A 26,023-nucleotide genomic window follows, 5' to 3' on the forward strand; every position below is an offset into this window, starting at 1 on the left:
CCAAATCAGTTACTTTTAGTATAGCACACTACAACTCATTTTCTTTACGCATATGTGTTAATTTTATAATCTGTTTTTCTGTAAAATAGGCGAGTAAATGCGCATGACATGTAAAGAATATGACTTGTCTATCCTTTGCAATTTCCTTTATAAGTTCAATCGTTCGATTCGTCCTTACCGCGTCAAAGTGCACGAAACTATCATCAATAATAAATGGATAATCATGCTCAAATGTTTTTGCTAGTGCAAATCTCAGCGATAAATATAACTGCTCCGCTGTCGCTTGGCTTAGTTCATGACTGTAAAAACGCATACCATCGTTACGCTCTACAATAAACGGCTCTGACTCTGACGGTGAAAAAATTTTACTATATCGTCCGCCTGTTAAATAGACGAAATACTCTTCTGACTTTTGTAAAATACGAGGAAGATGTACTTCATGATAATATTGCTTCGTTTTCGTTAACACCGTTTTTGCGGCCGCATAAGCAGCCCACTTCTTCACTTGTTCACGCACTTGCGCTTTTTTCATTTCCCATTCATGCATTAAATCGCCGTACGTACTACCTTCTTCTAAATTCGCAATTTCCATACGATGTTTCGCAATACGCTCTGTCAGTTCTTTCTCTTGCGCCAGACAGTTTTGCACGACTGTCAGTTCTTGCTTTAATTTTCCGTCATAACCGTCAGCTTCGTAATGTTCAGCTAATGATAAACTCATTAAACGCTGTTCTAACAGATCAATTTGCGGTAATAAACGCCCCACTTGTTTCTCTGCATCTTCACGTTTTTCCGCTAGTTTACCCGCTTCTAAAAACATCTCTTCATCTGTAGACGCTGCAATATGCCATAAACCATCTCGTTCTATTAGTAATTGCTTTAATTGTTCTTGCATAAACTCATATTCTTCTTGCCATTCCGCCAGTTTTTCTTTTAACTGCTTACAAGTTTGGCGCTTCTCTTTCTCATTTTGCATACGGCTTTGTGCCTCGTGTAGCTTACTATACTCCGCACTACCGATAACAGTTTCTAGTTTATGTTCAAATTGCGAAATCATTTCATATAATGAAGATTTTCGCGTGCCTTGTTTCTCTAATTCACGATATAATTGCTGCATTTTTTCAATACGCTCAAACGCCGGCAATATGTGTGCATACGTATAAAATTCAGGAAACATATAGCGCGTTTTATATGCATCGACTTGTTCTCCCGCCTGGAACGTTTCTCTCTCCCATTCCTCATACGATGAAACGACTTTATCATACGCTCGTTCCAACTGCTGTAACTTATAAGACTCGCGCTCAAATAATTTACGTATCTCTTCATCTTTTTCTAACTGATAGCGAACAGACATCGCTTCTTCACTTTGTCTCCCGCCGGCACTTTGCTGAAGTGTAAGGAGCTCTTCTTGTAATCCATTTGATGGATCTTTATATAAAACAAGGGCGAGAACAATCCCTACAAAAACAATGACACTAATAAATAAGAGCGCTCGGTTATCTATAAATAAGCTTGTGAATAAAACGCCTGTGTTAATAAGAAGTAACAGAAGACAAACCCTTTGCCACTGCTTTTTCTTTTGCTTAGCTACTCCTGCTTTTTCCTCATACTTGCGCTTCATTCTCTCTGCGCCCATACCGATAAACGCCGCATCTTGGAACGATTTCTCTTTCTCAACTAACACATTTCTCTCTTCATCCACTAACATTTGTTTCTTAATCTGTCTTATATTTTCTTCTTGTTCTTCTAATTGCTCTTGCGCTACTTTAAAACGATCATCGAGCTGTGCTTTTTGCGTTTCTAATTCGCGCGCCTTTTGCACCGTTTGCGTAATTAACTCTTTCGTTGCCAAACTCATATCAAATGAAAGAACTGTTTCCTTTTCAAAAGTAGTACCAATTTGCTGTTCTAGTTCTGCGATTTCTTCTTTTATATTCGTAATATTCCCGCTCATATCACGCATTTCTTGGCGTGCATTTTCGTAAGACATATGCTGCATACGAAGTTCTTCTACATAACTTTCTTTTTGTAAAAACTCTTCATCTATTTGAATCGAGGCAATTTCCGACTGCACTGTCTCAATTTTCTTGTGGAGCGAATCAACTTGTAATTGAAGCGGCTCCATCTTCGCCTTCATTGCTTCATAACGCGCCATTCCGTTTACAGGAAACTGCCCGCTCTCGTTCTCTAACACTTTCTCATGCGCACGTTTTTCAATAACGAGTGGCTCAAGCGCTGCTAATATTTCATAATCTTGCTTTCTTTTTTCTGCACTCTCTTTCTCCACGCGAACAGAAGCAAGCTTCTCTTCACTTTCTTTTAACTGCTCTACTTGTTTTTCATACGTGCCAATTTTTCCTTGCCACTCTTTCATCTTCTCTTCAAGTTTCTTCATCTCTTGCAGTGACACGTTAATTTCTGGTTTACGCCCGCTCGGCTTAAAGCGCTGATCCATTTCTTTTTCTAGCTTTTTATCTAACTGCAATAGCGCATCACTTCCGACTGCACTTGCCGAAAATAAATAATTGCCAATATCCGCTTCGCCTAGCTGATGAATATTTTGAAGACCATGCATATCAAATGAAAAGACAGATTCAAATAAACTTTCATTCATCCCGCTTAATATATCGTTTAAAATTTCTTCTCCGCCCGTTTTCCCGTCTTCAAAATAAACGGTCACCTCGCCAGCTGCCGTCTTTGGCAATCGCTCAATTTTCAAACGACCGTACTGCTCTGTTTGCACAGTCATCGCGCCGCCATACTTCCCGCCTTCTTTCGGCTCATAACGGCGCTGTCCTCTCGTCGGAAAACCGAACAAAATACTTTTCATAAATGAGCGAATTGTCGATTTCCCCGCTTCATTTTCACCGTATAACACCGTCAGCAATGAAAGATCCATTTCCACATTTTCTAATTTTCCGTACCCATAAATATGGAGTTTTTCAATTCTCATTTTTTATCCCTCTCTTGCTGGAATAATTGCTCTAAAATAATATTTTCTGCTTCCTTTTGAATCTCTTTCTTCTCTTCTTCTGTAAAAGATTCAATACTATTACGCGCTACAGGAGATGTCCAAATAGTGCGCAATACGCCGTCCATATTGCTGAAAGCTTCTAACTCCTTTAGCACACTACCTACGAAATGATTTTCCGCTTTCAAACGTTCGATTTCCGCAAAAGAAACTGTCTCATTTTTCCACTTCATCGCATATACAAAATCTTTTCGCTCTTCGCTAGATGCTAAAATGTGAAAAATCTCTTCCACACGCTTTTCGTCACGCAAATAAGGAGAAAGTGGGCCCTGCCCTGTGAATACGACAGTTAAAAGCGTCCCTTCCTCTTCTCTTCTGCATTCATTCATCGCAGCAGATAGGCTCGTCATAAGTTCATCAACAGTTTCAAGTCCATCAATACAAACTTCAATCTCATCCCATACAACATCTGCCGTATGGAAAAATGAACACTGCGTTCCTTGTTTCGTAAGTTCAATAAGGTACGCACCCTTCTCGCCTGTTTCCTTACGATGACGACCTTGTATGTTCCCTGGATAAATAATGTATGGCTCTTCTGATAAAATTTCACGTTTATGTATATGGCCAAGAGCCCAATAGTCAAACTGTTTTTCTTTCAACTCACGAATTTGAAACGGTGCATAGCGATTATGCTCTGCATCTCCTTCCACACTTCCGTGAAGCATGCCAATATGAAAAGGCGCATCACTCATTTTCGTATACTGCGCTGTCATATTATCCGTTACCGCTTGCTGCAAATAACTAAACCCATAAATAGAAGCTAATAGCTCACCATTTTTATAAAATGATTTCTCTTCTACATAAGGCTCAGTAAATACATGAACATTTTCCGGAAACTCAATTGCTGCCCAGCTTCCTCCTAAATGATCATGGTTACCGTGAATAATAAAAACAGGGATATCGTACTGCGAAAGTCTCTTCATTTGCTCACGCACAAACACTTGCGCCCTCAAACTTCTCGTCTCCGCATCATACAAATCCCCAGCTAGTAATACGAAATCAACGCGCTCTTGAATTGCTTTATCAACAATACGCTCAAATGATTCAAACGTACTTTGCTTCATTCTCTCCCAAACAGACTGCGCAACATTCATCTCCATCCCTTTAAACGGACTATCCAAATGCAAATCAGCCGCATGTATAAACTTTACTTGTTTCACAAATAACGATCCTTTCTATCTTTCAAAAGTTTCATTTTATTAAAATTAAAATTGCTGAAAACTAATACTCATCGAGAATAAAAATATTCTCGATGAGTAAAGTTTCATTCTATTTTACCACGCAATGTCATATATTTCTTTGCATATTGTAGCGTTTTATGTCAAAATAATTATAAGATTCTGATTTTAATTATTGGAGGGAATTTTCATGGGAGTATACGTTCTAACAGTCTTTGAAAAAGATGGTTCAAAAGCATTAGACGAATCATTCGAGGCGGCAACTGAAAAAGAAGCAAAAGCAAAAGGTGAATCTATCTTACAAGAAAAAGGATTGTATGAAAAAACACATCGCTGTACATCTACTGCAGGTAAGCTCGTTTTATTCCAGCGCTAAAAAAAAGAAGCGTCATCCGCTTCTTTTTCACTCTACTATATCTTCGTCACACCACGTAAACACCACATCTAGAATGCGATTACCGATACGTACGCGTTTATTCCATTTTCCTGTTTGGATCTGATGTTGCAATTCAGCTTTCATCTTTTCCGTCCAGTCGTGAATCGTTTCACTACCGTCGTACGGATATACGCTCGGAAACTCTTTCTGCAGTAGATGCAAGCTCTCTGCATCAAAATGAAAATGGAAGAAGTAGTTTGCTGTAAGCGATGGTTCTTGCAATCGTAAAAAATGATCATCAATTTGCTTTCTATTTCTATAGAAAGTAAAGATATTCACTTTACCGCTAGTAATTTGGTCAATTTGAATTTCGTGCTTCTCTATAATCACGTCTTGTCCACCTCGTTGTATACTATCTTTAGTATATATGTCTTTTGCAACAAAGTTAACCATTTTCGCGCGAAATTCATTTCCTTCATTATAATTCCTGTACCTCCATATGCAATCAGGATAAATAAAAACAAAGTTGAAGGGGAGCGATCACATGTATTTCGGAAGCAAAGGTTGGTATGTAAAAGAACTTAAAAAATTAGGTATCCGTACTTATGAAGGTAAAAAACTAGAATCTTATCGTACGCATGTGTTGTCTAGTTTACTTGAGAGAATGAAGAGAGCTTCGGCTTAATAGAATAGCAAGAAGTAAACCTGAATATTGGTAAATGATAAAAAACACCTCCTAAATTCGCATACTAAGTATGCAAATTAAATGGAGGTGTTTTTATTAGTCTCACTTTTTCAGGGGCGCTTCAGTTTTCATAAAATATTTTTTGTTTCCGCTGAAACGGATACGTTTTAATCTCAGCTGTATCTAAATCTTCATTGAATAAATGAATGGCTATAATTTGTCTACAATCGTAAGTATGGTAATAATATGTTCCAGACTCCATACACATTGCACTTGTATAGATCGTATTATCTAATATACCGTCTTCTGTTATTACTGCCCCCTTAGGAACCTCACAATTCGATAAAATATGAAAAATAGCCGATATCCCCTCTTCTTCGTTCTCTATACCTTGAATGTTTTGTTTGCCATACGCTGCCCGTACAAATCTTGATGGCGGTGTGAAATCTCCAGGAAGTCCCATCGATCCTGAACCTTGGCCAAAAGCACTTAATGGTACATCGCCCCACTCCGTTGGCGCAAATGGCTGCGATTTAAGACCAATATATTGTCTTAAATTTTGTAAATGCCAACTAAACTCCGGACTATTAGTCATCACTCCTATTGGATTGTCATACACTTTTATTCCATCAGCTGTCGGCTCAAGTACAATACATTCTCCCGATTTATCTGCTAAAATCCAATGTAGCGGTGGAGTAACCCCTAAAATTGGTAATGGCACATCTATAAAGGCAATGCTATCAATAGATTTTCTTAATTCTTCAACAGAATTGAACTGCGTGAGGCTCCAAGTCACAAAATCAAATGGTGCTACATTCGTTTTATTGCTATCTACATGACTACTATAAGTAGCGAATCCTGGGAAATAGAGAGTTGCACATGTCATACCAGCTTCATTTACTCCGTCTGCCATCATGACCCTTCCTCCAAAATTAATTCCCATTCCGACAACAGCCTTTTTCGTTCGGATTGTTTCACCAGTTATATTGTTCCACTGATAACGCCGAGGAATAATTATTACTTCTTGATTCATATCTAATGTGAAATCCATTGTTCTCCCAAAAAGATGCTGGAAATTTTTTGTTTGTAACGTCAAACTAGTACACATGAAGAAATCCCCCCCATTTCATAGTTATATACACATTTTATAAAATTCTGATAAATACGTAAATTAAAAACCCTATTTATCATTAACAAAATAACCACCCAAACTAAAAATGCTATAATAAACCCAATGAAACTAAGGGGGCAAATTACTTTGCTTGGAAGATGCATTCAATTTCATAAGTTTGGCAATCCAAAAGACGTATTACAAGTTCAATATAAAAATATAGAACCACTGAAAGATAATGAAGTTTTCGTCCGTATGCTAGTTAGACCGATTAATCCATCTGACTTAATTCCAATAACCGGAGCGTACGCACATAGAATCCCTTTACCTAACATACCTGGTTATGAAGGTGTTGGTATTGTAGAAGATGTAGGAGCTTTTGTTTCTAGAGACCTCATCGGTAAACGTGTGTTACCGTTACGCGGGGAAGGTACTTGGCAAGAATATGTGAAAACATCGGCTGATTTTGTAGTCCCTATTCCCGATTCTATTGATGATTTTACCGCGGCACAAATGTATATTAATCCCCTTACGGCTTGGGTTACATGTACGGAAACGCTAAACTTACAACGTAATGATGTTTTGTTAGTGAATGCTTGTGGATCCGCTATCGGGCATCTTTTTGCGCAGTTATCGCAAATTTTAAATTTCCAACTCATTGCCGTGACAAGAAATAGTAAACATACAGACGAATTACTTCAGCTTGGCGCTCATCATATAATTGATACTTCGACTGCCCCGCTTTATGAAACAGTTATGACATTAACAAACGGCAGAGGTGCAGACGCTGCGATTGATTCTATTGGGGGACCGGATGGAAATGAATTAGCTTTCTCCTTACGTCCCAATGGGCACTTTTTAACTATAGGACTTCTGTCGGGAATACAAGTAAACTGGGCAGAGATTGTCACGAAAGCAAAAGTGCACGCGAACATATTTCATTTACGACATTGGAATAAAGAAGTGTCACCTTATAAATGGCAAGAAACGTTTCGTCATTTAATTCGCTTAGTAGAAAATGAGCAATTACGTTTTATGAAAGTACATTCTACATATGACTTAGTGGATGTAAGAGCTGCGGTTGATATTGTGCAGTCTGCTGAAAAAACGAAAGGGAAAGTTTTTTTAACGAATTATTAAATTGAGTACATTCAACTATCAATCCATTTAGTAGCATAGAATTTTAAGTAGCTTATGTAATTTAATTAAAAAAGCGAAAGGAGATTCTAACATGTGGTTACTCACGGCAATTGCGCCTGTTTTAATAGTCGGGGGAATTGTAGTCTATGTAATTGGAAGGCTTAAACATAAATATGACAACGGCACATTAGGTAAGAAAAAATCAAAAAAAGCTCAAGTTTTATTGGATAGTTTCATACCTGTAGGAATGCTCATTGGCTGTATAATCGGTTTGATTTTCGGCATATTTTTCCCGGATTATTCACTTCTTACAATGAGTTTAGGATCCGGAATCGGCTATTTATTGGGGTTTCTCGCCTATGAAATTTATAGCAAGCCAGGAAACAACTTCTCATAATCCAAAAAGAATAAACGGGACAGTACATAGTAGTCATCAAAATATGTACTGCCCTTTATTTTTGCATCAACGTTATCACCTTACCTTTCGCCTACTATACACCTTTTTGATTGATTTTCCTCTCCTCCCTCTTTTGTATATTCGCTTTTTTGTTTTCATGGGATCTATATCCAAAGTAAAGTAGCGCACATGTAATAATAGAACCTACAATGTATCCTAAAAAACATCCTAACCAAAACATAGTGTAACCGCCTCCGTTCATAATAAATTTTATGTAATATAACTCTTTACATGCTCCATCGTTTATTTCTATTAACTATACACTTTCTAAAATTATTCATACCACTCATTCTCTTCGTACCTCAAATAGCAATTTTATTATTTGTCATAAAGTTAACACCTTCTTTAAATACAAAAAATCCTATTTATTTGCTTTTTCTTAAGAAATAATATACTACATTTGAAATAAGCGAGCGAGTACATCGGCCCTTCTCTATTTTAACTTTAGTCATGAACAAAAGAAAAATAAAAAACCCCCTCAAAGCATAAACTTCAAGGGGTGAGCCTGTTTTTTATTTACTTATATACGTACAGCTGTACCACTTACAGCAACCATTAACATTCCATCACGAACTACTTCGTAATCTACGTCAACACCAACGATAGCGTTCGCACCTTTTTGTTTTGCAAGTTCTTTCATTTCGTCCATTGCGATATCACGAGCTTCTTTTAGCTTACTTTCATAAGAACCAGCACGACCACCGACAACATCACGAACAGAAGCGAATAAATCGCGGACAATATTTGCACCCATAATAGCTTCACCATTTACAATATCGATATACTCAATAATTTCTTTACCTTGAATTCCAGACGTTGTTGTTACAATCATGACTGACACTCTCCTAATAAGTTGTAGTTTTAATTAGCTTTCTTATGTCTTTATTATGACACGGAACAAACAACTAATCTATTGAATTACCTTACAGGAATGTGACAGTTTTGTAAGAATGAAACGCGCATTATGTTTCATTTTAATAAAGCGCTTTAAAATTAGGATACATAAACGACTCTTTATTTTCTTTCCAGTCCTTTTCTACTTCTTTGAAAGTTGGTCGTCCTAATTTTTCATTGTTCTCATGTTTACGAAACCATTTCTTCACATACTGGTCTCCATTTTTATTTTGAACTGTGCAAAGGAAACTATTACTACTATCCTTTAATATTTTTACAATCACGAATAGACACCTCTTCCCTTTTAAATAACAGAATAGAACTTGATCTTTTACTATAAGCCCTTCCTCTCTTATAGTCATACGACTCCTCGGCCGCGCCAAATTTGTAAGATCAAAAAATGATATTCACTTTGTTTACATTTTATTTAAAGAAATCAGAGTTATAGGCATTATGCTTATCAAATATTTTATAGATTTCTAACTTATCATCTAATTTTGCATCTACTAAAATTAATATATTGCCATCGTAAATATATTCTTCATACTTTTTAGCATGTTCTTCTGGAATTCCTAACCCTATAAATGCTCCTATTAAACTTCCAGCTCCCCCGCCAATACCGGCTCCTCCAATAGCTGCTGCGATCGGTCCTGCTGCTACGATTGGACCCATTCCAGAAACGGCAAGTATACCAAGACCTGTTAATAAACCACCGAGTCCGCCTGCTACTCCTCCTGCCACAAGCCCTGTTGCTGAAAAGATATCTGCTTTATGTGCAGTTTCATGATTTACTTTTTCACCCGATTTTTCTTCCAGATGTTCAATTTCCTTTTGATCTTTCGCAATAGCTGAAATGTTATCTGCTGAGTATCCTTTTTCATTTAATTCATTAATAACGAGTGCCGCATCATCAATTGTTCTAAAAACACCTACTATTTTTCTATCTACATTCATAACTATTAACCTCCTAAAGTTTTATATAATGTATCTTTATTTTTCTTCATTTCTGTATACACTAATCTTCTTATTAACATAACCATTTACGAAAAAAGCGAATAGTAAAAGCACTACAAGTGAACTACTTAACAAGTAAATTAAATCAAATGTAATATTAATCATCATTTCATTCATGTATACCAGGCTCCTTTTTATTTAAAGTAAAAGTATATTTTGATAGACTAATCTACTAAACATAGACATCTTACAATTCATCTTCAGTTAATCTCTTTGTAGTATATGTATACCCTTCCTAACCTTTTCTAAACGTAAAAAACTATAATTATATTTTTTCTTATTTATATGTTTAACATTTTTTTAAACGGGTATGTTTATATTGTTATGCTTACTATATGGAAAGGAATATTACGATGAACGCCATTCACTCTACTACTATTTCTTATAATGAAACACCTACAATAACGCAGATTCATCATTTTTATGCTTTAATGACAACATTTCAAACGAATGTATTTATAAGTAAACACGGAACACTTACTTCTATTAAAAACTTAAGCACTCTAGTATCCTTTTTCCTTACTGTAAAAAAGAGAGATCTTGTATTATTTATTTTTGAAGGAATAGATGCAAAAAAAGCTTTAAGAACACTCTTCCCTTCTTAGAATATTTGTTATCCTCTATTCCCTCGTTTACTACCTTTCATATATGTTTTTATATTTCAAAATGATTTCCTCTATAAAAAAAGACCCCCCTAATACAATAGGGGGATTTCTAGTTTAGCCTTATGAAAACTGATATAATATATATTACGTTTTTCATTCTTTAAAATAGAAAAGTTTTAATAACCTTGAAAGTAGGAATTTTTAATGAACTCGAAAGCAAAATTTAGTATTCGCTACAAAATTATGGCTGGTTATTTAGTTATCATTTTGTTCTTACTTGTTTCTTTCATTATGTTGAACAATGAGATTTCTAATTTACAAAAATCTCGTAATTTTATTATTGATCACGATTTTAAAGTTCTCAATTTAACAAATCAAGTGGAGAAAGATTTACTAACAATTGAAAATAAAGCGAAAGGGTTTATCATTTCTAATAATCCAAATTACGTACAATCTCTTAATTCTGCGGAAAAGGATTACGAAAAGCATTATCAAGATCTTTTCTCATTATTAGAGGATAACCCATCTCAGCAAGAAAAATTAAAACAGATTAACGAAAATATTATTAGTTGGATAAATAAAGAGATTCACCCGTTAATTGCAAATCATAATAGTAATAATGTACAAACAATCGACACGACTCAAATTCAGTCATTACAGTCACAGGTAACTAACTTCCGGAGCACTGAGGAGCAATTAACAAAAAAAAGAGCAGCACAATTAGATACTGAAAATAATAAATTAGAGATTTGGTTATACAGTTTATTGTTCTTACTTTCTTGTATTTCTATTATCATTTCACTCTATATTTCGAATTCCATTACAAAAACGATTAAAAATGTAATTCAAGCTATTAAATCCATTTCTTCTAAAGAAAAAATCACGGAAAGAATTCATGTAAACACACGTGATGAAATAAAAGATCTTGCTCATACAACAAATCACCTACTAGACGAAATATCGAAAAGAGAGTGGTTACAAACTGAGCTTGCAGAATTAATTTTACTGTATCAAGGTGTATCTTCTATTGAGATGTTAGGTAAAAAACTTCTTAGTGGAATTATACAAAAAACGCAAACTTCTTGTGGTGCATTTTATGTACGTGAAGAATATGAAGAAACTGTCTACTATGTGAAAAAAGCTTCTTTCGCCGATCAAGGTGCTGATGTTGGAAAACAATCCATTAAAATGGGTGAAGGTTTCATTGGACAGTCTGCTTTAGAAAAGAAAAGTTTTATTCTGAGGGACATACCTGAAGAGTTTCGTTACGTTACTACTGGATTATTAGAAATACGTCCTAAAAATATACTAGTCATCCCTGTCTTATTTGAAGATGAAGTGATTGCAGTAATGGAGTTAGTAAGTGTAACTGAGATTTCAGATTTACATCAAGATTTAATTCACCAAACTGTTGATAATTTAGGTTTAACAATCCATAGTATTATGGGACGTATGCGAATTCAAACTCTTTTACATGAATCACAAGCAATGACAGAAGAGTTGCAAGTTCAATCAGAAGAATTGCAAACACAAGCGGAAGAACTACAAATGCAAGCCGAAGAATTACGAACAACGAATGAACAATTAGAGTCTAGAACTGAAGAGGCTGAGCAGAAGACAGCTGACTTACAAATTACTAAATTAGAATTAGAAGAAAAAGCAAGCGAGTTGTTACGTAGCTCAAAATACAAATCAGAATTCCTAGCAAATATGTCACATGAATTACGCACACCATTAAATAGTATTTTACTATTATCTGAAATGTTAAGAGAAAATCATGATAACAATTTATCCGACGATGAGATTGAATTAGCAACTGTCATTCATTCATCAGGGAAAGACTTACTTACTTTAATTAATGACATACTAGATTTATCTAAAGTAGAAGCAGGCAAACTAGACATCATTTTTGAGGCAACGAACATAAGTGACATGGCAGCCAATATGCATCAAAACTTTTTACATATAGCTGCACAAAAAAATGTCGAATTTACTATTGAGGACAGTGATACGATTCCTGATCTGTTTTATACAGATGCAAAACGGATTGAGCAAATTATTAAAAACTTATTATCCAATGCATTTAAATTCACAGAAAAAGGATCCGTTTCTTTACATTTTGATTCGATAGAAACAACCAATTTAAGTCATGATATGCAGTCTATCAGTAAAGATTGGATTACAATTTCAGTAAAAGATACTGGTATTGGTATCGCTAAAGAACAGCATCAACTTATTTTCGAAGCCTTTCAACAGGCAGATGGAGCAACGATTCGAAAGTATGGTGGTACAGGATTAGGTTTATCTATTTGTAAAGAGTTTGCGAGATTATTAGGTGGTTGGATTACGTTAGAGAGTAATGTAGGAGAAGGTAGTACTTTCACCGTATATATTCCTAACCTTCCAAATGGATTACATGATATACAGTTATCCAATTTAGAAGTCGCAGCAACGATAGAAGATGTTATTCCTGCTAAAGTTGTTGAAGAAACTATCGTTACTACCGAAACAAATAACGTCTTCCAAGAGAAAACCATTTTAATTGTCGATGATGATCATCGAAATATATTTGCGTTACAAAATGCATTAAAAAAACAAAATGCCAACATTATTACTGCCCAAAACGGCATAGAGTGTTTAGAAATACTAAAAAGCAATACAAATATCGACCTTATTTTAATGGATATTATGATGCCGAATATGGACGGTTATGAAACGATGGAAAATATCCGAATGAACTTAGGGTTACATGAAATACCTATTATCGCATTAACTGCTAAAGCAATGCCAAATGATAAGGAAAAATGTTTATCTGCTGGCGCTTCAGATTATATAAGTAAACCATTAAATCTACATCAACTCTATTCGGTAATGAGTGTATGGTTAATAAAATAAGTGAGGTTTAGTTGGAGTGGAAAATAAGTATTATAATTTTGATCCATCAGTAGATACAGATGAGCGCACGAACTTAGAAATTGAATTACTATTGGAAGCGGTATTTAAACTATCAGGATTTGATTTTCGCCAATATGCTCGCACATCTATTTATAGAAGGATTTGTAATCGAATGCAGCTCTCTAATATCCCAACCATTTCAAAATTAATTGAAAAAGTAATTCACGAGGAAGGGGTTTTAGAACAGTTATTAAATGATTTCTCGATTAATGTAACTGAGATGTTCCGTAACCCTGCCTTTTTTAAAGCGCTTAGAGAGCATGTTATTCCTGAATTAAAAAAGCATCCCGAAATTAGAATTTGGCATGCTGGATGCGCAACTGGTGAAGAAGTATTATCAATGTCCATCTTACTTCACGAAGAAGGATTAAGTGAAAAGTCGGTTATTTACGCAACAGATATGAATACAAATGTGTTAGAAAAAGCAAAACAAGGTATCCTCCCGTTAAATAAAATGCAAACTTATACGAAAAACTATTTACAAGCTGGCGGTACACAAGCGTTTTCTAACTATTATTCAACAGATAATCGTTTTGCTTATTTTAATCCATCACTTTTACAAAACATTATTTTTGCACAGCATAATTTAGTAACCGATCAATCTTTTAACGAGTTTCATATTATACTTTGTCGTAACGTCTTAATTTACTTTACAAGTAAACTTCAAAATCAAGTGCAGCAACTATTTTATGAAAGTTTAAGTCACAATGGATTTCTATGTTTAGGAAATAAAGAAACTCTTCGTTTTTCAAATATAATGCCGCATTATACGCAATTTAATCCTAGCGAACAAATTTATCAAAAAATACAATAAAAAGCGTATGAAATCCTCTGTTTGGATTTCATACGCTTTTTATTTCGCATTCGTTTGTATCATAATGAGACACATATCATCTGATTGCGCTTTCTTTTGTTCTTCCTTGTAAAACCCTTCTATCTCGCCTTCTAAATCTCCCCATTTTCTTTCTGTAAAAGTACGTAATTTCTCTTCAGCCTCAAATTCATCATTTGTAATTGCTTCAAGAACACCATCTGTAAATAATACGATTTGAGCATTTTTCTCAAAAGGTATAACTGTCTTTTCAACTTTTATTTCATCAAAAAATCCTACCGCACAACTCCCGCGATCTAGTTCAACTACATTTGTTTCATCAACTAAAACATATCCAGAAGGATGTCCTGCATTTACATATTCAATCGTTCTATCTTCTGTATTAACAACTAAGTATATGGCCGTAAAATAATAGGGAATATTATCATTTTCATTATGTAAAAGGGTCATATATTTATTTAATTCTTTAATAACGAGTTCTGGATCAATTAAACATTTAATTGTTTCACGTAATACAGACGAAATAAACATACAAACTAATGAAGCAGATACGCCATGTCCCATCACATCTAATAATATAATACCGTAGCGGTTTTCATCGATTTTATACCAATAATACATATCTCCAGCTAGTTTAAATGAAGGTAAGTAACTTGCTTCAATTTTTATATGATCTTCTCGTAATGGGCTACTTAATAAGTTTCTTTGTACTTGCGTAGCTAAATCTAGTTCATTCCGAAGATTTTCTTCTTGTTCTTTATGCCAATTTAATTCTGATTTCAAGCGTAACGCTACACGCATACGTGCTAATAGTTCAACTTTATTTATAGGTTTCGTAATATAATCCATTGCCCCCATATCAAGAGCTTCGGCCAATTTATTTGCATCCTCTAAAGCTGTAACAAAAATAATAGGGATATCTTTAAACTTCTCCTCTTTTTGTAATCGCCTACAAACTTCAAGTCCATCAATTTCAGGCATCATAATATCTAATAATATTAAATCAATTTCATTATGCCTAGAAGAATCTTTTCCAAACTGTATGTATTCGAAGAGCTCTTGTGCAGAATTGAGTGATACAAGATCATGATATCCGGCTTGTTTTAAAATCTTCTCAATTACAAATATGTTAACCGGATTATCATCAACAATTAAAATGGACACAAGTTATTTCCCCTTTTCTTATTTAAAATGTAAATCTATTATCATTTTCTATTTTTCTAGTATTACATACTCAGTTACAAAATGAAAATTTCTTACTCAAACATATTTATACAACAAAAGAACAAACCCCTAGAAATAGGAATTTGTTCTTTCACTCTATAAATTTCTACTTTTAATTTAACACCATTGCTTTGTCATTTAAAAGACGATCTAATTCTTCCATATGATTTGTTTCATCTGCAATCATATCTTCTAACTTTACAACTAACTCTGTCATATTTAATTTCGCTGCCTGTTCTTTTCTCGTTTCATAACGCTTAATTGTCTCATATTCTGATTGTCTAGCCGACTCTAACATTTCTCTAACATCTTCTACTTGTTTCACTGGTAAAGGGATTGTAGTAGGTGTACCACCTAACGTCTTAATTTTCTCCGCTAAATATAGGGCATGTCCTTGTTCATCACTAATTTCAGATTCAAAGAAAGGTTTTAACACTTGTCTATATATACCAGAAACTGTAGCTGCATTATGGTTATACATAATAATTGCTGAGTATTCTCCTGCTAAATCTTCATTCAATCCTTCGATTAGTTCTTTCACATCGTGTGACATTTTCATATCTCCTCCTATACTTAATAAGTACCCCTTTTCTCATGTTTTAAACATCATTATTTTAAATTTTTTATGTATCTAAAAATGCGGCTTGCTTCAATTTACTTATCGCTTGTCTTTTAATACGAGAAACGTGCATTTGTGAAATACCTAACCGTTCCCCTGTATCTTTTTGATTTAAATTTTCTCCAAATATATAATGAATAACACTCTTTTCCGTATCATTTAATACGTTAAAAATATCCTTTAAAACGAGACGCCTTTCTGTCTCTTCATATCCTTGTTCTACTTCACCTACAGATTCAATTCTCGCTACCGAACTTCCATCAGATGAATTTTCAACTACATCATCTAAGGAAGATACTCGATAATTATTTTTCGCATCCATAATCTCTAGAACTTCCTCTTCCGATAGTCCTAAATGATCCGCGATTTCTATAATCTTCGGCGAACGTTGCAGATGATCTGTTAACTCCTCTATCGCAAGTTTAATTTTTCCGCCTAAATCTTTAATTCGCCTTGGAACGTGAATGCCCCAAGTTTTATCACGTAAATACTTCTTTATTTCGCCTACTATTGTAGGTATTGCAAAAGGCTCAAAGGCATTCCCTATCGAATAATCATACCTTCTTATTGCGCCTAAGAGCCCTAACATGCCTACTTGTATAATATCCTCATGCATCGGTCCGCCTTTTGAATAGCGATATGCAATGGAATAGACAAGATTTTTATAATGCTCAACTAACCTTTCCTGCGCTTCATCACATTGGTTTTGTTGGAAGTCTGCAATTAGTTTAATAACGTCTTCTTTAGTAAGATTCGTAGGTTGAGATTGGATTTCCATCATTCTCCACCTGCTCTCTTTGTATATATTTTGTCATTAAAACTGTCATGCCCTCATCATGCATGATTTGTATATCATCCATTAACGTATTAATTAAATATAAACCTAAACCATTTTCCGGCAAATGTTCTACTGGTTTACTAATATCATACGGACCAACTTTCCTTTTTAAGTTATTAAAATCAAAGCTAACCCCATTATCCGCAACCATAATTTCTAATCGATTTTCATATAGCCCAAAGACAATTGCAATTTCTCCAACGTCTTCTTTATATGCATGTTGTACAATATTTGTACATGCTTCACTAATAGCAATTTTCATATCTTCTATATCGTCATAAGCAAAGCCCATTCGATTCGCAACACCAGCCATTGTTAAACGAATAATAGCCACATATTCTGCCTTTGCAGGAATTTTCATTTCTATCTTTTCAAATCTCTCCATCATCCCTAGTCACCTTCTTTCTACTTTTTCAAAATCGGAATTCAAATTTAATATTTCTGTTAACCCTGTAATATCAAATAATCTTTTTAGTCTTTTAGATACACGAATAAACTCTAGTTTTCCATCATTTTTCTTAACTGCTTTTAATAGCGCTATAAAAACACCTAAACCAGTACTATCCATATAATCTACGTTATGAAAATCTACTACAATATGAACCTCTTTTTCGCTTGTAATAGGCATTACCTTATTTTTCAAATCTGATGCTGTATATGCATCAATTTCACCATTAAGTTGTACCGTATAACCTACATCATTTTGCAAAATATTTATTGCCAAATTCATCATTTCCGCCCCCTTATCTCGAACTTTTACTATTTAATTACCCATAAAAATTAGTTTTAAACATATTTTTTTATTTTCATTATAAATAAATTTTCTACACCTTTCTCGGCTTAACACTTAAATCGTACTAATAAATGTTTAAAACTTATAATTTTGTGTATGTATAATGTATAAACATTATTTTTAGGGGGATCTATCTATGGAAGAGCACAACTTTAAAAAGGGAGATTTCGTTCAATTTTCTTATCGACACGATCATGCTACAAAATTAGTTGGTTCCATTATTAACATACTAACGAATACAATTGTAGTTGATATAAGTAATAGCGAGGACTTATCTCATATAGAACCAAGGCAAGTCGTAAGAATAAATAATTGTAAAAAGGTAACGATGGCTTAATACGTAATAGAAAGTGTAATGTTAATGAGTGGGGGGTTCTTCATCCTCCACTCATTCCTATGTAGATTACATTAAAAAAGCATCCAAATTAGTTTAATTGGATGCTTTTTTATGTATATTTATCAGTTCATTCACTTTATAGTTATATATAATAAACTTAAGATTACTATTCATTATCATACTTACGCTTTCCGCAACATTCTAGAGAAGAATGTAACGATTAAAATAAAGACGATTGCACCTAATAACGCTGGAAGAACGAAAATGCCTCCCCATTCAGGACCCCAATGACCAAATAACGCACTACCTACCCAAGATCCAATTAAACCAGCAATCACATTACCAACTATACCTAAAGGAAAGTCTTTTCCCGTAATCATTCCAGCTAACGCACCAATAAGTCCACCTACAATACACGTAATAATAAGTCCCACAATTAAACCTCCTATATTGTTTTTATATTGGATTTATCAAGCTTTGGTATGTAACCAAAGCTTGATAAACATGTATTATTCTTTATTATCCAACCCATCACTTATCTTTTGTTTCACTTTTCCGACTTTTTCTTTTATCGTTCCCTTCGTCTTGTCCCACTTCCCTTCATTTTTCAACTTTCTATCTTCTGTAACTTCACCAATTCCTTCTTTTACTTGTCCCTTTGTCTTTTCCACTTTACCAGTAATTTGTTCTTTTAGTCCGCTCTCACTCATATTTCCCATCTCCTTTTCGTAATAGATTTATAGATTTACAGGATACAAATTTAAATAGAATACATGCATCTTCTTTCGTGTAACCATTCACCGACTCTTTCTAAATCTTTAACGAATAACAAGATCTTCCCTTCATCTAGCTTTTCTTCGTAGAAGTTTGCTTCTTCCTCATTAAGTCCTAACTCTTGCATCTTATTTCTTAACTGATCTCCCGTTTTTTGAAAGACATTAATAATGCTTGTCCCAAGTCCCTCCTCTTTTATTCCAATTGTATTCACGTCTGCATTATCTGCGATTCTATCTGTCCTCTCTTTCTCATGTGTTAACACGTAAATATCTTTTTGTTCTATTCCTTTCTTCACTAGATCATTTGCCGCATTCATGACCTCTTTCTCCGTAATAAATTCATATACAAAAGGTTTACTATACTTCGTTTCCATCTTTAACTTCCTCCTTTAAAATGAATTATTTGTTATATTATATGTAGTACACCTATTTTCGAAATGTTAAACATAAAATATGAAAAAAGTTATGTGAATTTTGATTTTAATAGAAAATGAACAACATCATTTACCACTTTAAAACATCTTCCCCTTACAATAACTACCTAAAATAACAGAAAATTATTATAATTAAACTTAAGGAGGGATACTATGAAAAAAATCATATCTATATGCGCACTAACCGCTCTATCTTTCACTTTAATAGGTTGTACAAGCACCTCAGCTACAGATAAAGCTTCACAAGTTAAGCAAGAACATACACAATATACCTTTCAATTAAACTCCGCAAATATTTCAGACATTGAAATACTAAAAACAACAAATCATACTACTTCCAAATCTCAAACAGATAATAAAGAAATGATAAAATCTATCGTTTCAGCCGTTCAAAATGGAACACCTAAAACTATCACTTTAGATCAAAAAAAGAGAGAATCTGCACATTCTACTATTACCGTTACATATAAAGATGACGCAAAAGAAGAATTTCTTGTTTGGGTTGATAATAAGGAACAAATTACAATTGCTAAAGATGAGAAGAAAGATAAGGTAGAAGGTGTGATAGTAAATATTAAAGATGCTAAAATGATGAAGGATTTCTTTAAAATGTAAAAAAGATCTCCTTTAAGGGGATTCTTTCTCTCTTCATACAGCCTATCGAGTTCTGCTCCTTATCATCCAAAGCAGAAATATTAATGATATATTATGAAGACGTTTATTTACGCTTTAGTTATATACCTATTGTTCCTATTGCAGAAAAGTACAACAAGCTGGACAACCTAGATTTCAAACTGTAAGATTAGATGTTGGTGAAATCGGGCAGCAAAGCATATATAGAAAATAGGTGTTAATGTTGAAAATCAATAAAAAATTTGAACCATTAATTTTTAATATCTTTATGATTTTAGGCATATCTAGCATTATCTCTTTCGTCATGGTTTCAATGAATGTTGGATATACAGCTTTATTTCTCAAATCATGGATGAAAACATGGGGAATTGCTTTCATACTTGCATTTTTAGCTTCTAAATTATTACCCTTTGTAGTTAAAAAGATAATGAAAATCTTCACTTTTGTTGAGAATGATGCTTAAGAATAAAGTGATGTACTGCGTAGGTTCATTCCAATTAAAAGAGTTTATTATCACAAAAACTTAACCTAGTAAAATGTTTCAAATCGAAGGAAGACACCTTAAAGGTTGTCTTTTCTTTATAAGTAAAAAAAGCCCGCCTATTTCCGTAGGCGGGCTTTATCTTTATTACACAATACGAAAGTATACTCTCTTTTTCACTGAAATTTCATGTAATTATACATATTCATGAAAAGGTATATAGTAGACTATAAACTATGGGTATGCTCTATAAAGCTGATTCTTTTGAAAAGTGTCATTATAGATGCCCATCTATCCCAAGAGTTTAAGCTTTCAGGGGATCCATCCTATCATCTTCTCTCTTCATACAATCGATTTGCTTTATACGAGCAAACGAAAAACATACATGTCGCAACGGGGATAAATGTCAAAAAAAGTCCTCTCATTAATGCAAATGGCGTTTCAAATAAGAATGACCATAGAAATGATACACCTTGCTTATCCCATAATCCTGGCGTCAAGTATAGTTCTTTCGGATTTACAAAGGCTCCTAAATTCATTGTATTACTATACATAAATAAAAATAATATTGGCAAATAACAGATCGCTAATTCTAGAAATGTTTTAGATAGACGCTTATACTTCCCTGCTCGTGACATTGGATCTGAAAAAATGTCATCTTCACTTTCCTCATTTACCTTTTTAAAATAGTACGTACCTGACCAACGATTACCAGCTATATGCTCCCAGCCACTATCTTCAAATAATGTACAGTAATTAATAAAGTCACTTTTTCTACTAAATACTCTATGGTCTATTTTAATCGTCGCATCTTCTGGTTCTGTATATCTAAATGTATAACCAAATGTAGTGCTTTCCAGTTGATAGCCTTTCCAAGCCATCTCTTCTAACCATTTTTCCTCTTTCTCAAAGTCTAAAAAGAATTTCAATCTCCACATCATCGTTTCCCCCTAACTATACGTGTAATAAACTCTTTGTAACCTCAATAATGTGCTGCATTCTCATAAAGTCTAAGTGCAATACTTCTTTCCCGCGTTCCGTAATGACATACACTTTTCTTCGTTTATCTTCACTTTTTACTGATTCTATTAACCCTTGTTTTAATAAATTTTCAACCGCACCATACAATGTACCCGCTGCGATTTTTACTTGATGATTACTCAGTTCCTCCACCTTTTGCATAATTAAATATCCATGAGCTGGCTCTAATAAAGCTAAAAGAACGTAATACGTTGTTTCCGTTAATGGTAAATTTTTATCTCTATTCATAAAGACCTCCAATGTCACGATAAATATATAGCCAAACTATATAGTTAAACTGTATAGTTTGATTTTATACAGTCAGACTGTATATGTCAAATGTAGGAATAACTTTATAACCCAAAACAAAAACGCTATCTTTTAAAAGATAACGTTTTTGTTTTACCCTTGCTTATTCTTCGCCTTCATTTGCTCTTCATAAACAAACTTCGCGGTCATAAAGTCGTTAGAAAAATCTTTCAATGCATTCTTCATTACATTTAATTCTTCTTGTGATTTAATTTCAATACTGTTTAAGAAATCAAATGCTTTTGATTGTTCCTCCGCAACAAAGTTTTGTGTCATATAATCATCTTGGAAGTCTTTCTTCGCCTTTTCTTTTACTTTATTCATTGCCTCTGTTTTGTTTATGCTTTTCATTGGGTTTTCGAATGCTCCAGTAGGTTGTTCCGTTTTTGGCTCTTCTTTCTTTTCCGGCTGTTGCGCTGGTGCTGGTTGTTGTGGTTCCTGCTTTGGTTGTTCTTGTTGAACCGGCTGCTGCGCTACTTGTTGCTCTTTTTTCGCTAACTCATCTTTTAACTTCTTCACTTGCTCATCAAGAGATTTTTTTTCAGTTTCTAACACACTCATATCACTTTTCAACTTTTGCGTTTCTTCAAAATGTTCATCTACTAATTTATTGTATTCTTTCTCAGAGTACATTTTTTCACTGGTTGATGTCGTTTTCTCTTTCGTAACAACTACATTAATAATTACAAATAAGGCTACAATCCCTATTAACGCAGCGAAAATCTTCTTTTTATTCATGATTGATCCTCCAAAATGTAAAATTTCAAAAATTATCATAACAGACTAATTCGCTTTCCCTTGTCATATTTTGTCGAATCAATACAATAAAAAAAAGCATCTGAAACAGATGCTTTTTCTCATTCTTAATACGTAAACGTAATCGTCACTAAAGAATACCCTTCTTTCGCATTGTAAGGCTCCGCTTTATAAGAAACTCGATTTGCCCCTTGCGGATAATCGATTTCGCCAATTGCCTTTTTCACATCTTGCAATGCACCATTCATTGATTGCTTGTATAGCACTTCAATTTTCTCTGGTTTTGCACTATAGCGTTGCTGCATTTTATTTTTTAATTCAGTATAGTTATTTGCGATATATTCATTTCCTAAATAGTTTAACTTTGTATCTTTTAATATTTGCTGGTATGCAGGCGTTTTCGTACTACCTGCCGCAATTTTGTTTGTCAGTGTACTATAATAATTCGTTGTAGCTTGCGGGTAGTCTCCGCGGTTCCACTCATGATTTCTTGCGATTTGTTCATCTGATAAATTGAAATACGAATACGTAACGCGGCCCTGCTCATCTGGAACCGGATCATCGAATGTTGTATCAAGGTGATACCATTTGTTTTCGATTTTTACTAAATTCCAAGCATGAGGTTGTCCGTCCCCAGTTCCTGTCACGAAATGATTTTCAATTCCTGCTTCTTTTAATAATTGATAAGTTAATAGTGCGTAACCTTGGCAAACCGCAGAACGATTTACAAGTGCTTCATATGCTGTGTAAGCTTTATAAGACGTATCATAAGAAACATGTTTTACTACATAATCATGAATCGCCTTCACTTTTTCGTGATCATCCATTCCAACTTGAGTAATAGAAGAAACGATTGCTTTCGCTTGTTTCATGACATATTCCGTCTGTTCTTTCGTTTCACGATATGTAATATTAAGCGTAAACGTATAATTTCCAGGTGATCCAGAAAGTCCATATGAAACATTCGATCTATTATTATTTGTATACTCATTTTTACTTGCAACCTCTTTATATGCGTTAAAAAGTGTATTCATCACTTCTTCTGTATTATTGTTTTTCGTTTTATATGGAAGTGTAATATTTGTCTCGTATGTATTAATACGCTTTTTTACTTCTTCTTTAAAAGCTGTTAATAATGCCGCATCTCCTGTGTCTTTCACATCAGCATTTTTATACTTCAAAGTTTTATATAAAAACTGCGCATACTGTTCACGTGTTACTGTGCCATACGGTTCAAAATTCCCGTTCCCTGTGCCATCTGCGATTCCATTTGACTGCACTGCACTAATTGCGTTTTCTGCCCAAAATGGATTTGGAACATCCTTAAAGGTATGTTTTTGTTTTGCCGCAAGATGGAAAGCATTTGTAAGAATTTGTGCCATTTCCGCACGACTCACAGAAGCTTTCGGTCTAAATTGGCCATTTTCATCACCTTTAAAAACTCCTAAATTCGTTAAAGTTAATACCTCTTCTGGGAACATTGTAGAACTTTGATTAATATCACCGTAAGGATTTTTAAACGTAGACCCATCCTTTAATACGTAACGAGTTCCATCATTACTAAACGAACCGCCTTGTTTATTCGGTACTAACACTCTATAAATTAAAGCCGCAACTTGCTCCCTTGTCGCAACATCTCCAAAACCAAATATCCCATTTCCATAACCAGAAATAATATTCTTACTCGCTAAATCTTTAATTGCAGGATATGACCAATGTGATGTCGGCACATCAGAAAAAACACCCACTTCAGCAGCTTTTACATCGCTGCCATTTGTATATAACAACGCACCACCAATAAGTGATAATGATGTAATTGATTTTAATAGTTTTGTATACATAATGTCTTCTCCCAATACGTTCTCTATTTTTGTTGGTTTATGTCGAAAAATCTAAAAATATGACAAAATATATTATACAATTAAAAGTTTTCAAGGGATATATTGAATTTTAAAATATGCAAAAATTCATATTAATATATTTTTCCGTATTAATATTATGTTTTTTCGCTTGTGAATATATATAAGTAGTCAAGTCAACACAAATAATAAAAAGACAGCTATCCATAGTGAACTGACCCCATAAAGTTAGACAGGTCGTTTCATTAGGCAGCCTTTAGGGCATGAGTTCGATATTGTACCGGACTCATGCCTTTTAGTTTTGCCTTAATTCTTTTGTGATTATAATAATCGATATATTTTTCAAATTCTTGTTTAAAGTGTTCTATGCTTTCAAAATCTTTTAGATAAAGAAATTCAGATTTCATAATACCAAAGAAACTTTCAATAACCGCATTATCGTAACAGTTCCCTTTACGAGACATACTTTGCGTAATCTTGCGTTCCTTTAGGGCGTGCCGATACTTCTTCATTTGATAATACCAGCCTTGATCAGAGTGAATAAGGAGTTCGTCTTCTTCTGTCAATTGTTGAAAAGACTTCTCCAACATCTTCGATACAAGTGAATAGGTTGGTCTTGAATCAATTGTATAAGCGATTATCTCTCCATTAAATAGATCTAACATCGGTGATAAGTAGAGCTTCTCGCCGCATAATTTAAATTCTGTTATGTCTGTAACCCATTTTTCGTTCGGCTTTTCAGCTTTAAAATTACGTTCTAAAATATTTGGCGCAATCTTACCTACTTGTCCTTTATACGAGCGATATTTTTTCATACGAACTAGACTCTTTAAACCTAACTCTTTCATAATTCGTTGAACTTTTTTATGGTTGATTTTATGTCCTTGGTTCATTAACTCATCGCGAATACGGCGATATCCATAACGACCTTGGTGTTCATCGTAAATGTTTTGAATTAAGATCTTTAGCTCTTTATCTTTATCTGGCCGATTAGAATTCTGTATCCAGTAATAATATGTACTTCGTGGGAGTTCTGCTAATTTTAAAAGTGCCTGCACCGGAAATGCTTTCCTTAGTTCATAGATTACTTGCGCCTTATCTTGTTTGGTGATTTTTCCTTGTTTTGAACTAAGGCATTCAACTTTTTTAAATAAGCATTCTCCATACGCAAACGCTCCAATTCAGCTTGTAATGCTTCTACTGACTCTTCTGTTTGTGTTTGTTTCTTAATTGATTTTTGATTGTCCTTAGTCATAGATTGACGCCCCTTTTTCTTCGATTTAAGGGCGTCTACTCCTTTTTGATGTAGCTGAATACGCCATTTTCTAATAAGTCCAGGTGAAGAAATATTAAAAATAACTGCCGTTTCGTTTGGAGACGTCCCATTTTCGAACATATAATTTAGTACGTCTAGTTTATACTGTGCAGAATACGTTGTATAGCCTTTTTCAAAGGCCTAGATTCCATGATATTCAAATTGTTTTATCCACATGCGAACCACTTCGTGATTCGCTCCCAATGATTTCGCAATATCTTTTATACTCTCACTTCCATCTTGATAATGTATTACCGCATTCATTTTGTCTTCTGAAGTAAATTTAGTCATAAAAAAACTACACCTCCAATTGTTAGACTGTGTCTAACAATTGGGGTGCAGTTCATAGAT

At 34.2% G+C, this 26,023-nt stretch carries 30 protein-coding genes and 1 pseudogene; 10 read left to right on the forward strand and 21 right to left on the reverse strand.

The annotated features are described in order from the left end of the window. Window positions 1–28: 28 nt before the first annotated feature. Window positions 29–2,953 carry an ATP-binding protein gene (locus ACTFO4_RS16415; RefSeq protein ID WP_326234757.1) on the reverse strand — a complete coding sequence of 975 codons (2,925 nt, stop codon included), beginning with the start codon at window positions 2,951–2,953 and terminating at the stop codon, window positions 29–31. Next, on the reverse strand, window positions 2,950–4,191 hold the full coding sequence (locus ACTFO4_RS16420) for a metallophosphoesterase family protein (RefSeq protein ID WP_017673397.1): 1,242 nt from the start codon (window positions 4,189–4,191) through the stop codon (window positions 2,950–2,952). The genes ACTFO4_RS16415 and ACTFO4_RS16420 overlap by 4 nt, the downstream gene beginning before the upstream one ends. A 208-nt stretch (window positions 4,192–4,399) precedes the next feature. On the opposite strand from ACTFO4_RS16420, the gene ACTFO4_RS16425 reads away from it, so the two are divergent. Beyond that, a complete protein-coding gene (locus ACTFO4_RS16425; protein WP_000539552.1) occupies window positions 4,400–4,585 on the forward strand; it encodes a YhzD family protein in 186 nt (61 codons plus the stop codon). 27 nt (window positions 4,586–4,612) lie between these two features. Here ACTFO4_RS16425 and ACTFO4_RS16430 read toward each other — a convergent pair whose 3' ends face one another. Continuing rightward, window positions 4,613–4,975, reverse strand: coding sequence for a hypothetical protein (locus ACTFO4_RS16430; protein WP_000582785.1), 363 nt, complete (start codon window positions 4,973–4,975; stop codon window positions 4,613–4,615). 154 nt (window positions 4,976–5,129) lie between these two features. On the opposite strand from ACTFO4_RS16430, the gene ACTFO4_RS16435 reads away from it, so the two are divergent. Next, complete coding sequence (locus ACTFO4_RS16435) at window positions 5,130–5,270, forward strand: YflJ family protein (RefSeq protein WP_000273537.1); 141 nt, start codon at window positions 5,130–5,132, stop codon at window positions 5,268–5,270. A 121-nt stretch (window positions 5,271–5,391) separates the two neighbouring features. Here ACTFO4_RS16435 and bsh read toward each other — a convergent pair whose 3' ends face one another. Next, window positions 5,392–6,378: a choloylglycine hydrolase gene (bsh, locus tag ACTFO4_RS16440; RefSeq protein WP_326234756.1), complete on the reverse strand. Its 987-nt coding sequence runs from the start codon at window positions 6,376–6,378 to the stop codon at window positions 5,392–5,394. 150 nt (window positions 6,379–6,528) lie between these two features. Here bsh and ACTFO4_RS16445 point away from each other — a divergent pair, with 150 nt between their 5' ends. Beyond that, window positions 6,529–7,521 (forward strand): zinc-dependent alcohol dehydrogenase family protein, encoded by a 993-nt coding sequence (locus ACTFO4_RS16445; protein ID WP_326234755.1) that lies wholly within the window; start codon window positions 6,529–6,531, stop codon window positions 7,519–7,521. A gap of 91 nt (window positions 7,522–7,612) precedes the next feature. Beyond that, window positions 7,613–7,918: a hypothetical protein gene (locus tag ACTFO4_RS16450; RefSeq protein WP_098771771.1), complete on the forward strand. Its 306-nt coding sequence runs from the start codon at window positions 7,613–7,615 to the stop codon at window positions 7,916–7,918. A 580-nt stretch (window positions 7,919–8,498) separates the two neighbouring features. Here the strand turns inward: ACTFO4_RS16450 and ACTFO4_RS16455 are convergent. The 4 genes from ACTFO4_RS16455 to ACTFO4_RS16470 form a co-directional block, all read right to left on the reverse strand. Beyond that, on the reverse strand, window positions 8,499–8,810 hold the full coding sequence (locus ACTFO4_RS16455) for a YbjQ family protein (RefSeq protein ID WP_000637511.1): 312 nt from the start codon (window positions 8,808–8,810) through the stop codon (window positions 8,499–8,501). Between the two features lie 142 nt (window positions 8,811–8,952). Next, window positions 8,953–9,156 (reverse strand): DUF4028 family protein, encoded by a 204-nt coding sequence (locus ACTFO4_RS16460; protein ID WP_004403363.1) that lies wholly within the window; start codon window positions 9,154–9,156, stop codon window positions 8,953–8,955. A gap of 139 nt (window positions 9,157–9,295) precedes the next feature. Further along, window positions 9,296–9,826 (reverse strand): general stress protein, encoded by a 531-nt coding sequence (locus ACTFO4_RS16465; RefSeq protein WP_017673394.1) that lies wholly within the window; start codon window positions 9,824–9,826, stop codon window positions 9,296–9,298. 36 nt (window positions 9,827–9,862) lie between these two features. Then, window positions 9,863–10,003: a hypothetical protein gene (locus ACTFO4_RS16470; protein ID WP_001004571.1), complete on the reverse strand. Its 141-nt coding sequence runs from the start codon at window positions 10,001–10,003 to the stop codon at window positions 9,863–9,865. 236 nt (window positions 10,004–10,239) lie between these two features. Here ACTFO4_RS16470 and ACTFO4_RS16475 point away from each other — a divergent pair, with 236 nt between their 5' ends. From ACTFO4_RS16475 to ACTFO4_RS16485, 3 genes are all read left to right on the forward strand, one after another. Continuing rightward, window positions 10,240–10,491, forward strand: coding sequence for a hypothetical protein (locus tag ACTFO4_RS16475; RefSeq protein ID WP_139365850.1), 252 nt, complete (start codon window positions 10,240–10,242; stop codon window positions 10,489–10,491). A gap of 204 nt (window positions 10,492–10,695) precedes the next feature. Continuing rightward, window positions 10,696–13,386, forward strand: coding sequence for an ATP-binding protein (locus ACTFO4_RS16480; protein WP_326234754.1), 2,691 nt, complete (start codon window positions 10,696–10,698; stop codon window positions 13,384–13,386). Between the two features lie 16 nt (window positions 13,387–13,402). Beyond that, window positions 13,403–14,260 carry a CheR family methyltransferase gene (locus ACTFO4_RS16485; protein ID WP_046392424.1) on the forward strand — a complete coding sequence of 286 codons (858 nt, stop codon included), beginning with the start codon at window positions 13,403–13,405 and terminating at the stop codon, window positions 14,258–14,260. Window positions 14,261–14,299: 39 nt separating this feature from the next. Here ACTFO4_RS16485 and ACTFO4_RS16490 read toward each other — a convergent pair whose 3' ends face one another. From ACTFO4_RS16490 to ACTFO4_RS16510, 5 genes are all read right to left on the reverse strand, one after another. Further along, window positions 14,300–15,442, reverse strand: a complete 1,143-nt coding sequence (locus ACTFO4_RS16490; protein WP_326234753.1) for a fused response regulator/phosphatase — start codon at window positions 15,440–15,442, stop codon at window positions 14,300–14,302. A gap of 172 nt (window positions 15,443–15,614) precedes the next feature. Next, entirely contained in the window at window positions 15,615–16,055 is a 441-nt protein-coding gene (locus ACTFO4_RS16495) for a ferritin-like domain-containing protein (protein ID WP_000017755.1), read from the reverse strand. A 70-nt stretch (window positions 16,056–16,125) separates the two neighbouring features. Continuing rightward, the gene (gene sigB, locus ACTFO4_RS16500; protein ID WP_063535804.1) at window positions 16,126–16,902 is read right to left on the reverse strand and encodes an RNA polymerase sigma factor SigB; all 777 of its coding nucleotides are present in this window, start codon (window positions 16,900–16,902) and stop codon (window positions 16,126–16,128) included. Then, a complete protein-coding gene (rsbW, locus tag ACTFO4_RS16505; RefSeq protein WP_000970576.1) occupies window positions 16,865–17,347 on the reverse strand; it encodes an anti-sigma B factor RsbW in 483 nt (160 codons plus the stop codon). Before rsbW ends, sigB begins: the two co-directional genes overlap by 38 nt. Window positions 17,348–17,353: 6 nt before the next feature. Next, window positions 17,354–17,692, reverse strand: a complete 339-nt coding sequence (locus ACTFO4_RS16510) for an STAS domain-containing protein (RefSeq protein WP_326234752.1) — start codon at window positions 17,690–17,692, stop codon at window positions 17,354–17,356. Between the two features lie 196 nt (window positions 17,693–17,888). Between ACTFO4_RS16510 and ACTFO4_RS16515 the strand changes: the two genes are divergently transcribed. After that, the gene (locus tag ACTFO4_RS16515) at window positions 17,889–18,089 is read left to right on the forward strand and encodes a hypothetical protein (protein ID WP_000391011.1); all 201 of its coding nucleotides are present in this window, start codon (window positions 17,889–17,891) and stop codon (window positions 18,087–18,089) included. 182 nt (window positions 18,090–18,271) lie between these two features. On the opposite strand, the gene ACTFO4_RS16520 is transcribed toward ACTFO4_RS16515, so the two are convergent. The 3 genes from ACTFO4_RS16520 to ACTFO4_RS16530 form a co-directional block, all read right to left on the reverse strand. Then, window positions 18,272–18,523, reverse strand: a complete 252-nt coding sequence (locus tag ACTFO4_RS16520; protein ID WP_000522903.1) for a GlsB/YeaQ/YmgE family stress response membrane protein — start codon at window positions 18,521–18,523, stop codon at window positions 18,272–18,274. 75 nt (window positions 18,524–18,598) lie between these two features. Next, the gene (locus tag ACTFO4_RS16525; RefSeq protein ID WP_000004269.1) at window positions 18,599–18,799 is read right to left on the reverse strand and encodes a CsbD family protein; all 201 of its coding nucleotides are present in this window, start codon (window positions 18,797–18,799) and stop codon (window positions 18,599–18,601) included. A 50-nt stretch (window positions 18,800–18,849) separates the two neighbouring features. Beyond that, on the reverse strand, window positions 18,850–19,239 hold the full coding sequence (locus tag ACTFO4_RS16530; RefSeq protein WP_016125605.1) for a general stress protein: 390 nt from the start codon (window positions 19,237–19,239) through the stop codon (window positions 18,850–18,852). A gap of 213 nt (window positions 19,240–19,452) precedes the next feature. On the opposite strand from ACTFO4_RS16530, the gene ACTFO4_RS16535 reads away from it, so the two are divergent. Both ACTFO4_RS16535 and ACTFO4_RS16540 read left to right on the forward strand, forming a co-directional pair. Beyond that, window positions 19,453–19,914, forward strand: a complete 462-nt coding sequence (locus ACTFO4_RS16535) for a hypothetical protein (RefSeq protein ID WP_326234751.1) — start codon at window positions 19,453–19,455, stop codon at window positions 19,912–19,914. Window positions 19,915–20,155: 241 nt separating this feature from the next. Further along, a complete protein-coding gene (locus tag ACTFO4_RS16540; protein ID WP_142408379.1) occupies window positions 20,156–20,395 on the forward strand; it encodes a DUF2798 domain-containing protein in 240 nt (79 codons plus the stop codon). 347 nt (window positions 20,396–20,742) lie between these two features. On the opposite strand, the gene ACTFO4_RS16545 is transcribed toward ACTFO4_RS16540, so the two are convergent. The 5 genes and pseudogenes from ACTFO4_RS16545 to ACTFO4_RS16565 all read right to left on the reverse strand — a co-directional run bounded on the left by ACTFO4_RS16545 (window position 20,743) and on the right by ACTFO4_RS16565 (window position 25,963). Continuing rightward, window positions 20,743–21,354, reverse strand: a complete 612-nt coding sequence (locus tag ACTFO4_RS16545) for a DUF2812 domain-containing protein (protein ID WP_002195227.1) — start codon at window positions 21,352–21,354, stop codon at window positions 20,743–20,745. A gap of 13 nt (window positions 21,355–21,367) precedes the next feature. Then, window positions 21,368–21,682 (reverse strand): PadR family transcriptional regulator, encoded by a 315-nt coding sequence (locus ACTFO4_RS16550; RefSeq protein ID WP_001078066.1) that lies wholly within the window; start codon window positions 21,680–21,682, stop codon window positions 21,368–21,370. A 153-nt stretch (window positions 21,683–21,835) separates the two neighbouring features. After that, window positions 21,836–22,480, reverse strand: a complete 645-nt coding sequence (locus tag ACTFO4_RS16555; protein ID WP_326234750.1) for a hypothetical protein — start codon at window positions 22,478–22,480, stop codon at window positions 21,836–21,838. A 125-nt stretch (window positions 22,481–22,605) separates the two neighbouring features. Next, entirely contained in the window at window positions 22,606–24,339 is a 1,734-nt protein-coding gene (locus ACTFO4_RS16560; RefSeq protein WP_326234749.1) for an S-layer homology domain-containing protein, read from the reverse strand. Window positions 24,340–24,602: 263 nt separating this feature from the next. Next, window positions 24,603–25,963 (reverse strand): annotated as a pseudogene (locus tag ACTFO4_RS16565) (IS3 family transposase). Window positions 25,964–26,023 lie beyond the last annotated feature (60 nt).

The sequence above is a fragment of the Bacillus cereus group sp. MYBKT14-1 genome (assembly GCF_051915185.1).
Classification (GTDB): domain Bacteria; phylum Bacillota; class Bacilli; order Bacillales; family Bacillaceae_G; genus Bacillus_A; species Bacillus_A cereus.

Coding starts and splice junctions, on each gene's coding strand:
- ACTFO4_RS16415 (WP_326234757.1), bottom strand. CDS start 2,953: ATGAGAATTGAAAAACTCCATATTTATGGGTACGGAAAATTAGAAAAT.
- ACTFO4_RS16425 (WP_000539552.1), top strand. CDS start 4,400: ATGGGAGTATACGTTCTAACAGTCTTTGAAAAAGATGGTTCAAAAGCA.
- ACTFO4_RS16435 (WP_000273537.1), top strand. CDS start 5,130: ATGTATTTCGGAAGCAAAGGTTGGTATGTAAAAGAACTTAAAAAATTA.
- bsh (WP_326234756.1), bottom strand. CDS start 6,378: ATGTGTACTAGTTTGACGTTACAAACAAAAAATTTCCAGCATCTTTTT.
- ACTFO4_RS16450 (WP_098771771.1), top strand. CDS start 7,613: ATGTGGTTACTCACGGCAATTGCGCCTGTTTTAATAGTCGGGGGAATT.
- ACTFO4_RS16455 (WP_000637511.1), bottom strand. CDS start 8,810: ATGATTGTAACAACAACGTCTGGAATTCAAGGTAAAGAAATTATTGAG.
- ACTFO4_RS16465 (WP_017673394.1), bottom strand. CDS start 9,826: ATGAATGTAGATAGAAAAATAGTAGGTGTTTTTAGAACAATTGATGAT.
- ACTFO4_RS16470 (WP_001004571.1), bottom strand. CDS start 10,003: ATGAATGAAATGATGATTAATATTACATTTGATTTAATTTACTTGTTA.
- ACTFO4_RS16475 (WP_139365850.1), top strand. CDS start 10,240: ATGAACGCCATTCACTCTACTACTATTTCTTATAATGAAACACCTACA.
- ACTFO4_RS16480 (WP_326234754.1), top strand. CDS start 10,696: ATGAACTCGAAAGCAAAATTTAGTATTCGCTACAAAATTATGGCTGGT.
- ACTFO4_RS16495 (WP_000017755.1), bottom strand. CDS start 16,055: ATGTCACACGATGTGAAAGAACTAATCGAAGGATTGAATGAAGATTTA.
- sigB (WP_063535804.1), bottom strand. CDS start 16,902: ATGATGGAAATCCAATCTCAACCTACGAATCTTACTAAAGAAGACGTT.
- rsbW (WP_000970576.1), bottom strand. CDS start 17,347: ATGATGGAGAGATTTGAAAAGATAGAAATGAAAATTCCTGCAAAGGCA.
- ACTFO4_RS16510 (WP_326234752.1), bottom strand. CDS start 17,692: ATGATGAATTTGGCAATAAATATTTTGCAAAATGATGTAGGTTATACG.
- ACTFO4_RS16515 (WP_000391011.1), top strand. CDS start 17,889: ATGGAAGAGCACAACTTTAAAAAGGGAGATTTCGTTCAATTTTCTTAT.
- ACTFO4_RS16525 (WP_000004269.1), bottom strand. CDS start 18,799: ATGAGTGAGAGCGGACTAAAAGAACAAATTACTGGTAAAGTGGAAAAG.
- ACTFO4_RS16530 (WP_016125605.1), bottom strand. CDS start 19,239: ATGGAAACGAAGTATAGTAAACCTTTTGTATATGAATTTATTACGGAG.
- ACTFO4_RS16535 (WP_326234751.1), top strand. CDS start 19,453: ATGAAAAAAATCATATCTATATGCGCACTAACCGCTCTATCTTTCACT.
- ACTFO4_RS16545 (WP_002195227.1), bottom strand. CDS start 21,354: ATGATGTGGAGATTGAAATTCTTTTTAGACTTTGAGAAAGAGGAAAAA.
- ACTFO4_RS16550 (WP_001078066.1), bottom strand. CDS start 21,682: ATGAATAGAGATAAAAATTTACCATTAACGGAAACAACGTATTACGTT.
- ACTFO4_RS16555 (WP_326234750.1), bottom strand. CDS start 22,480: ATGAATAAAAAGAAGATTTTCGCTGCGTTAATAGGGATTGTAGCCTTA.
- ACTFO4_RS16560 (WP_326234749.1), bottom strand. CDS start 24,339: ATGTATACAAAACTATTAAAATCAATTACATCATTATCACTTATTGGT.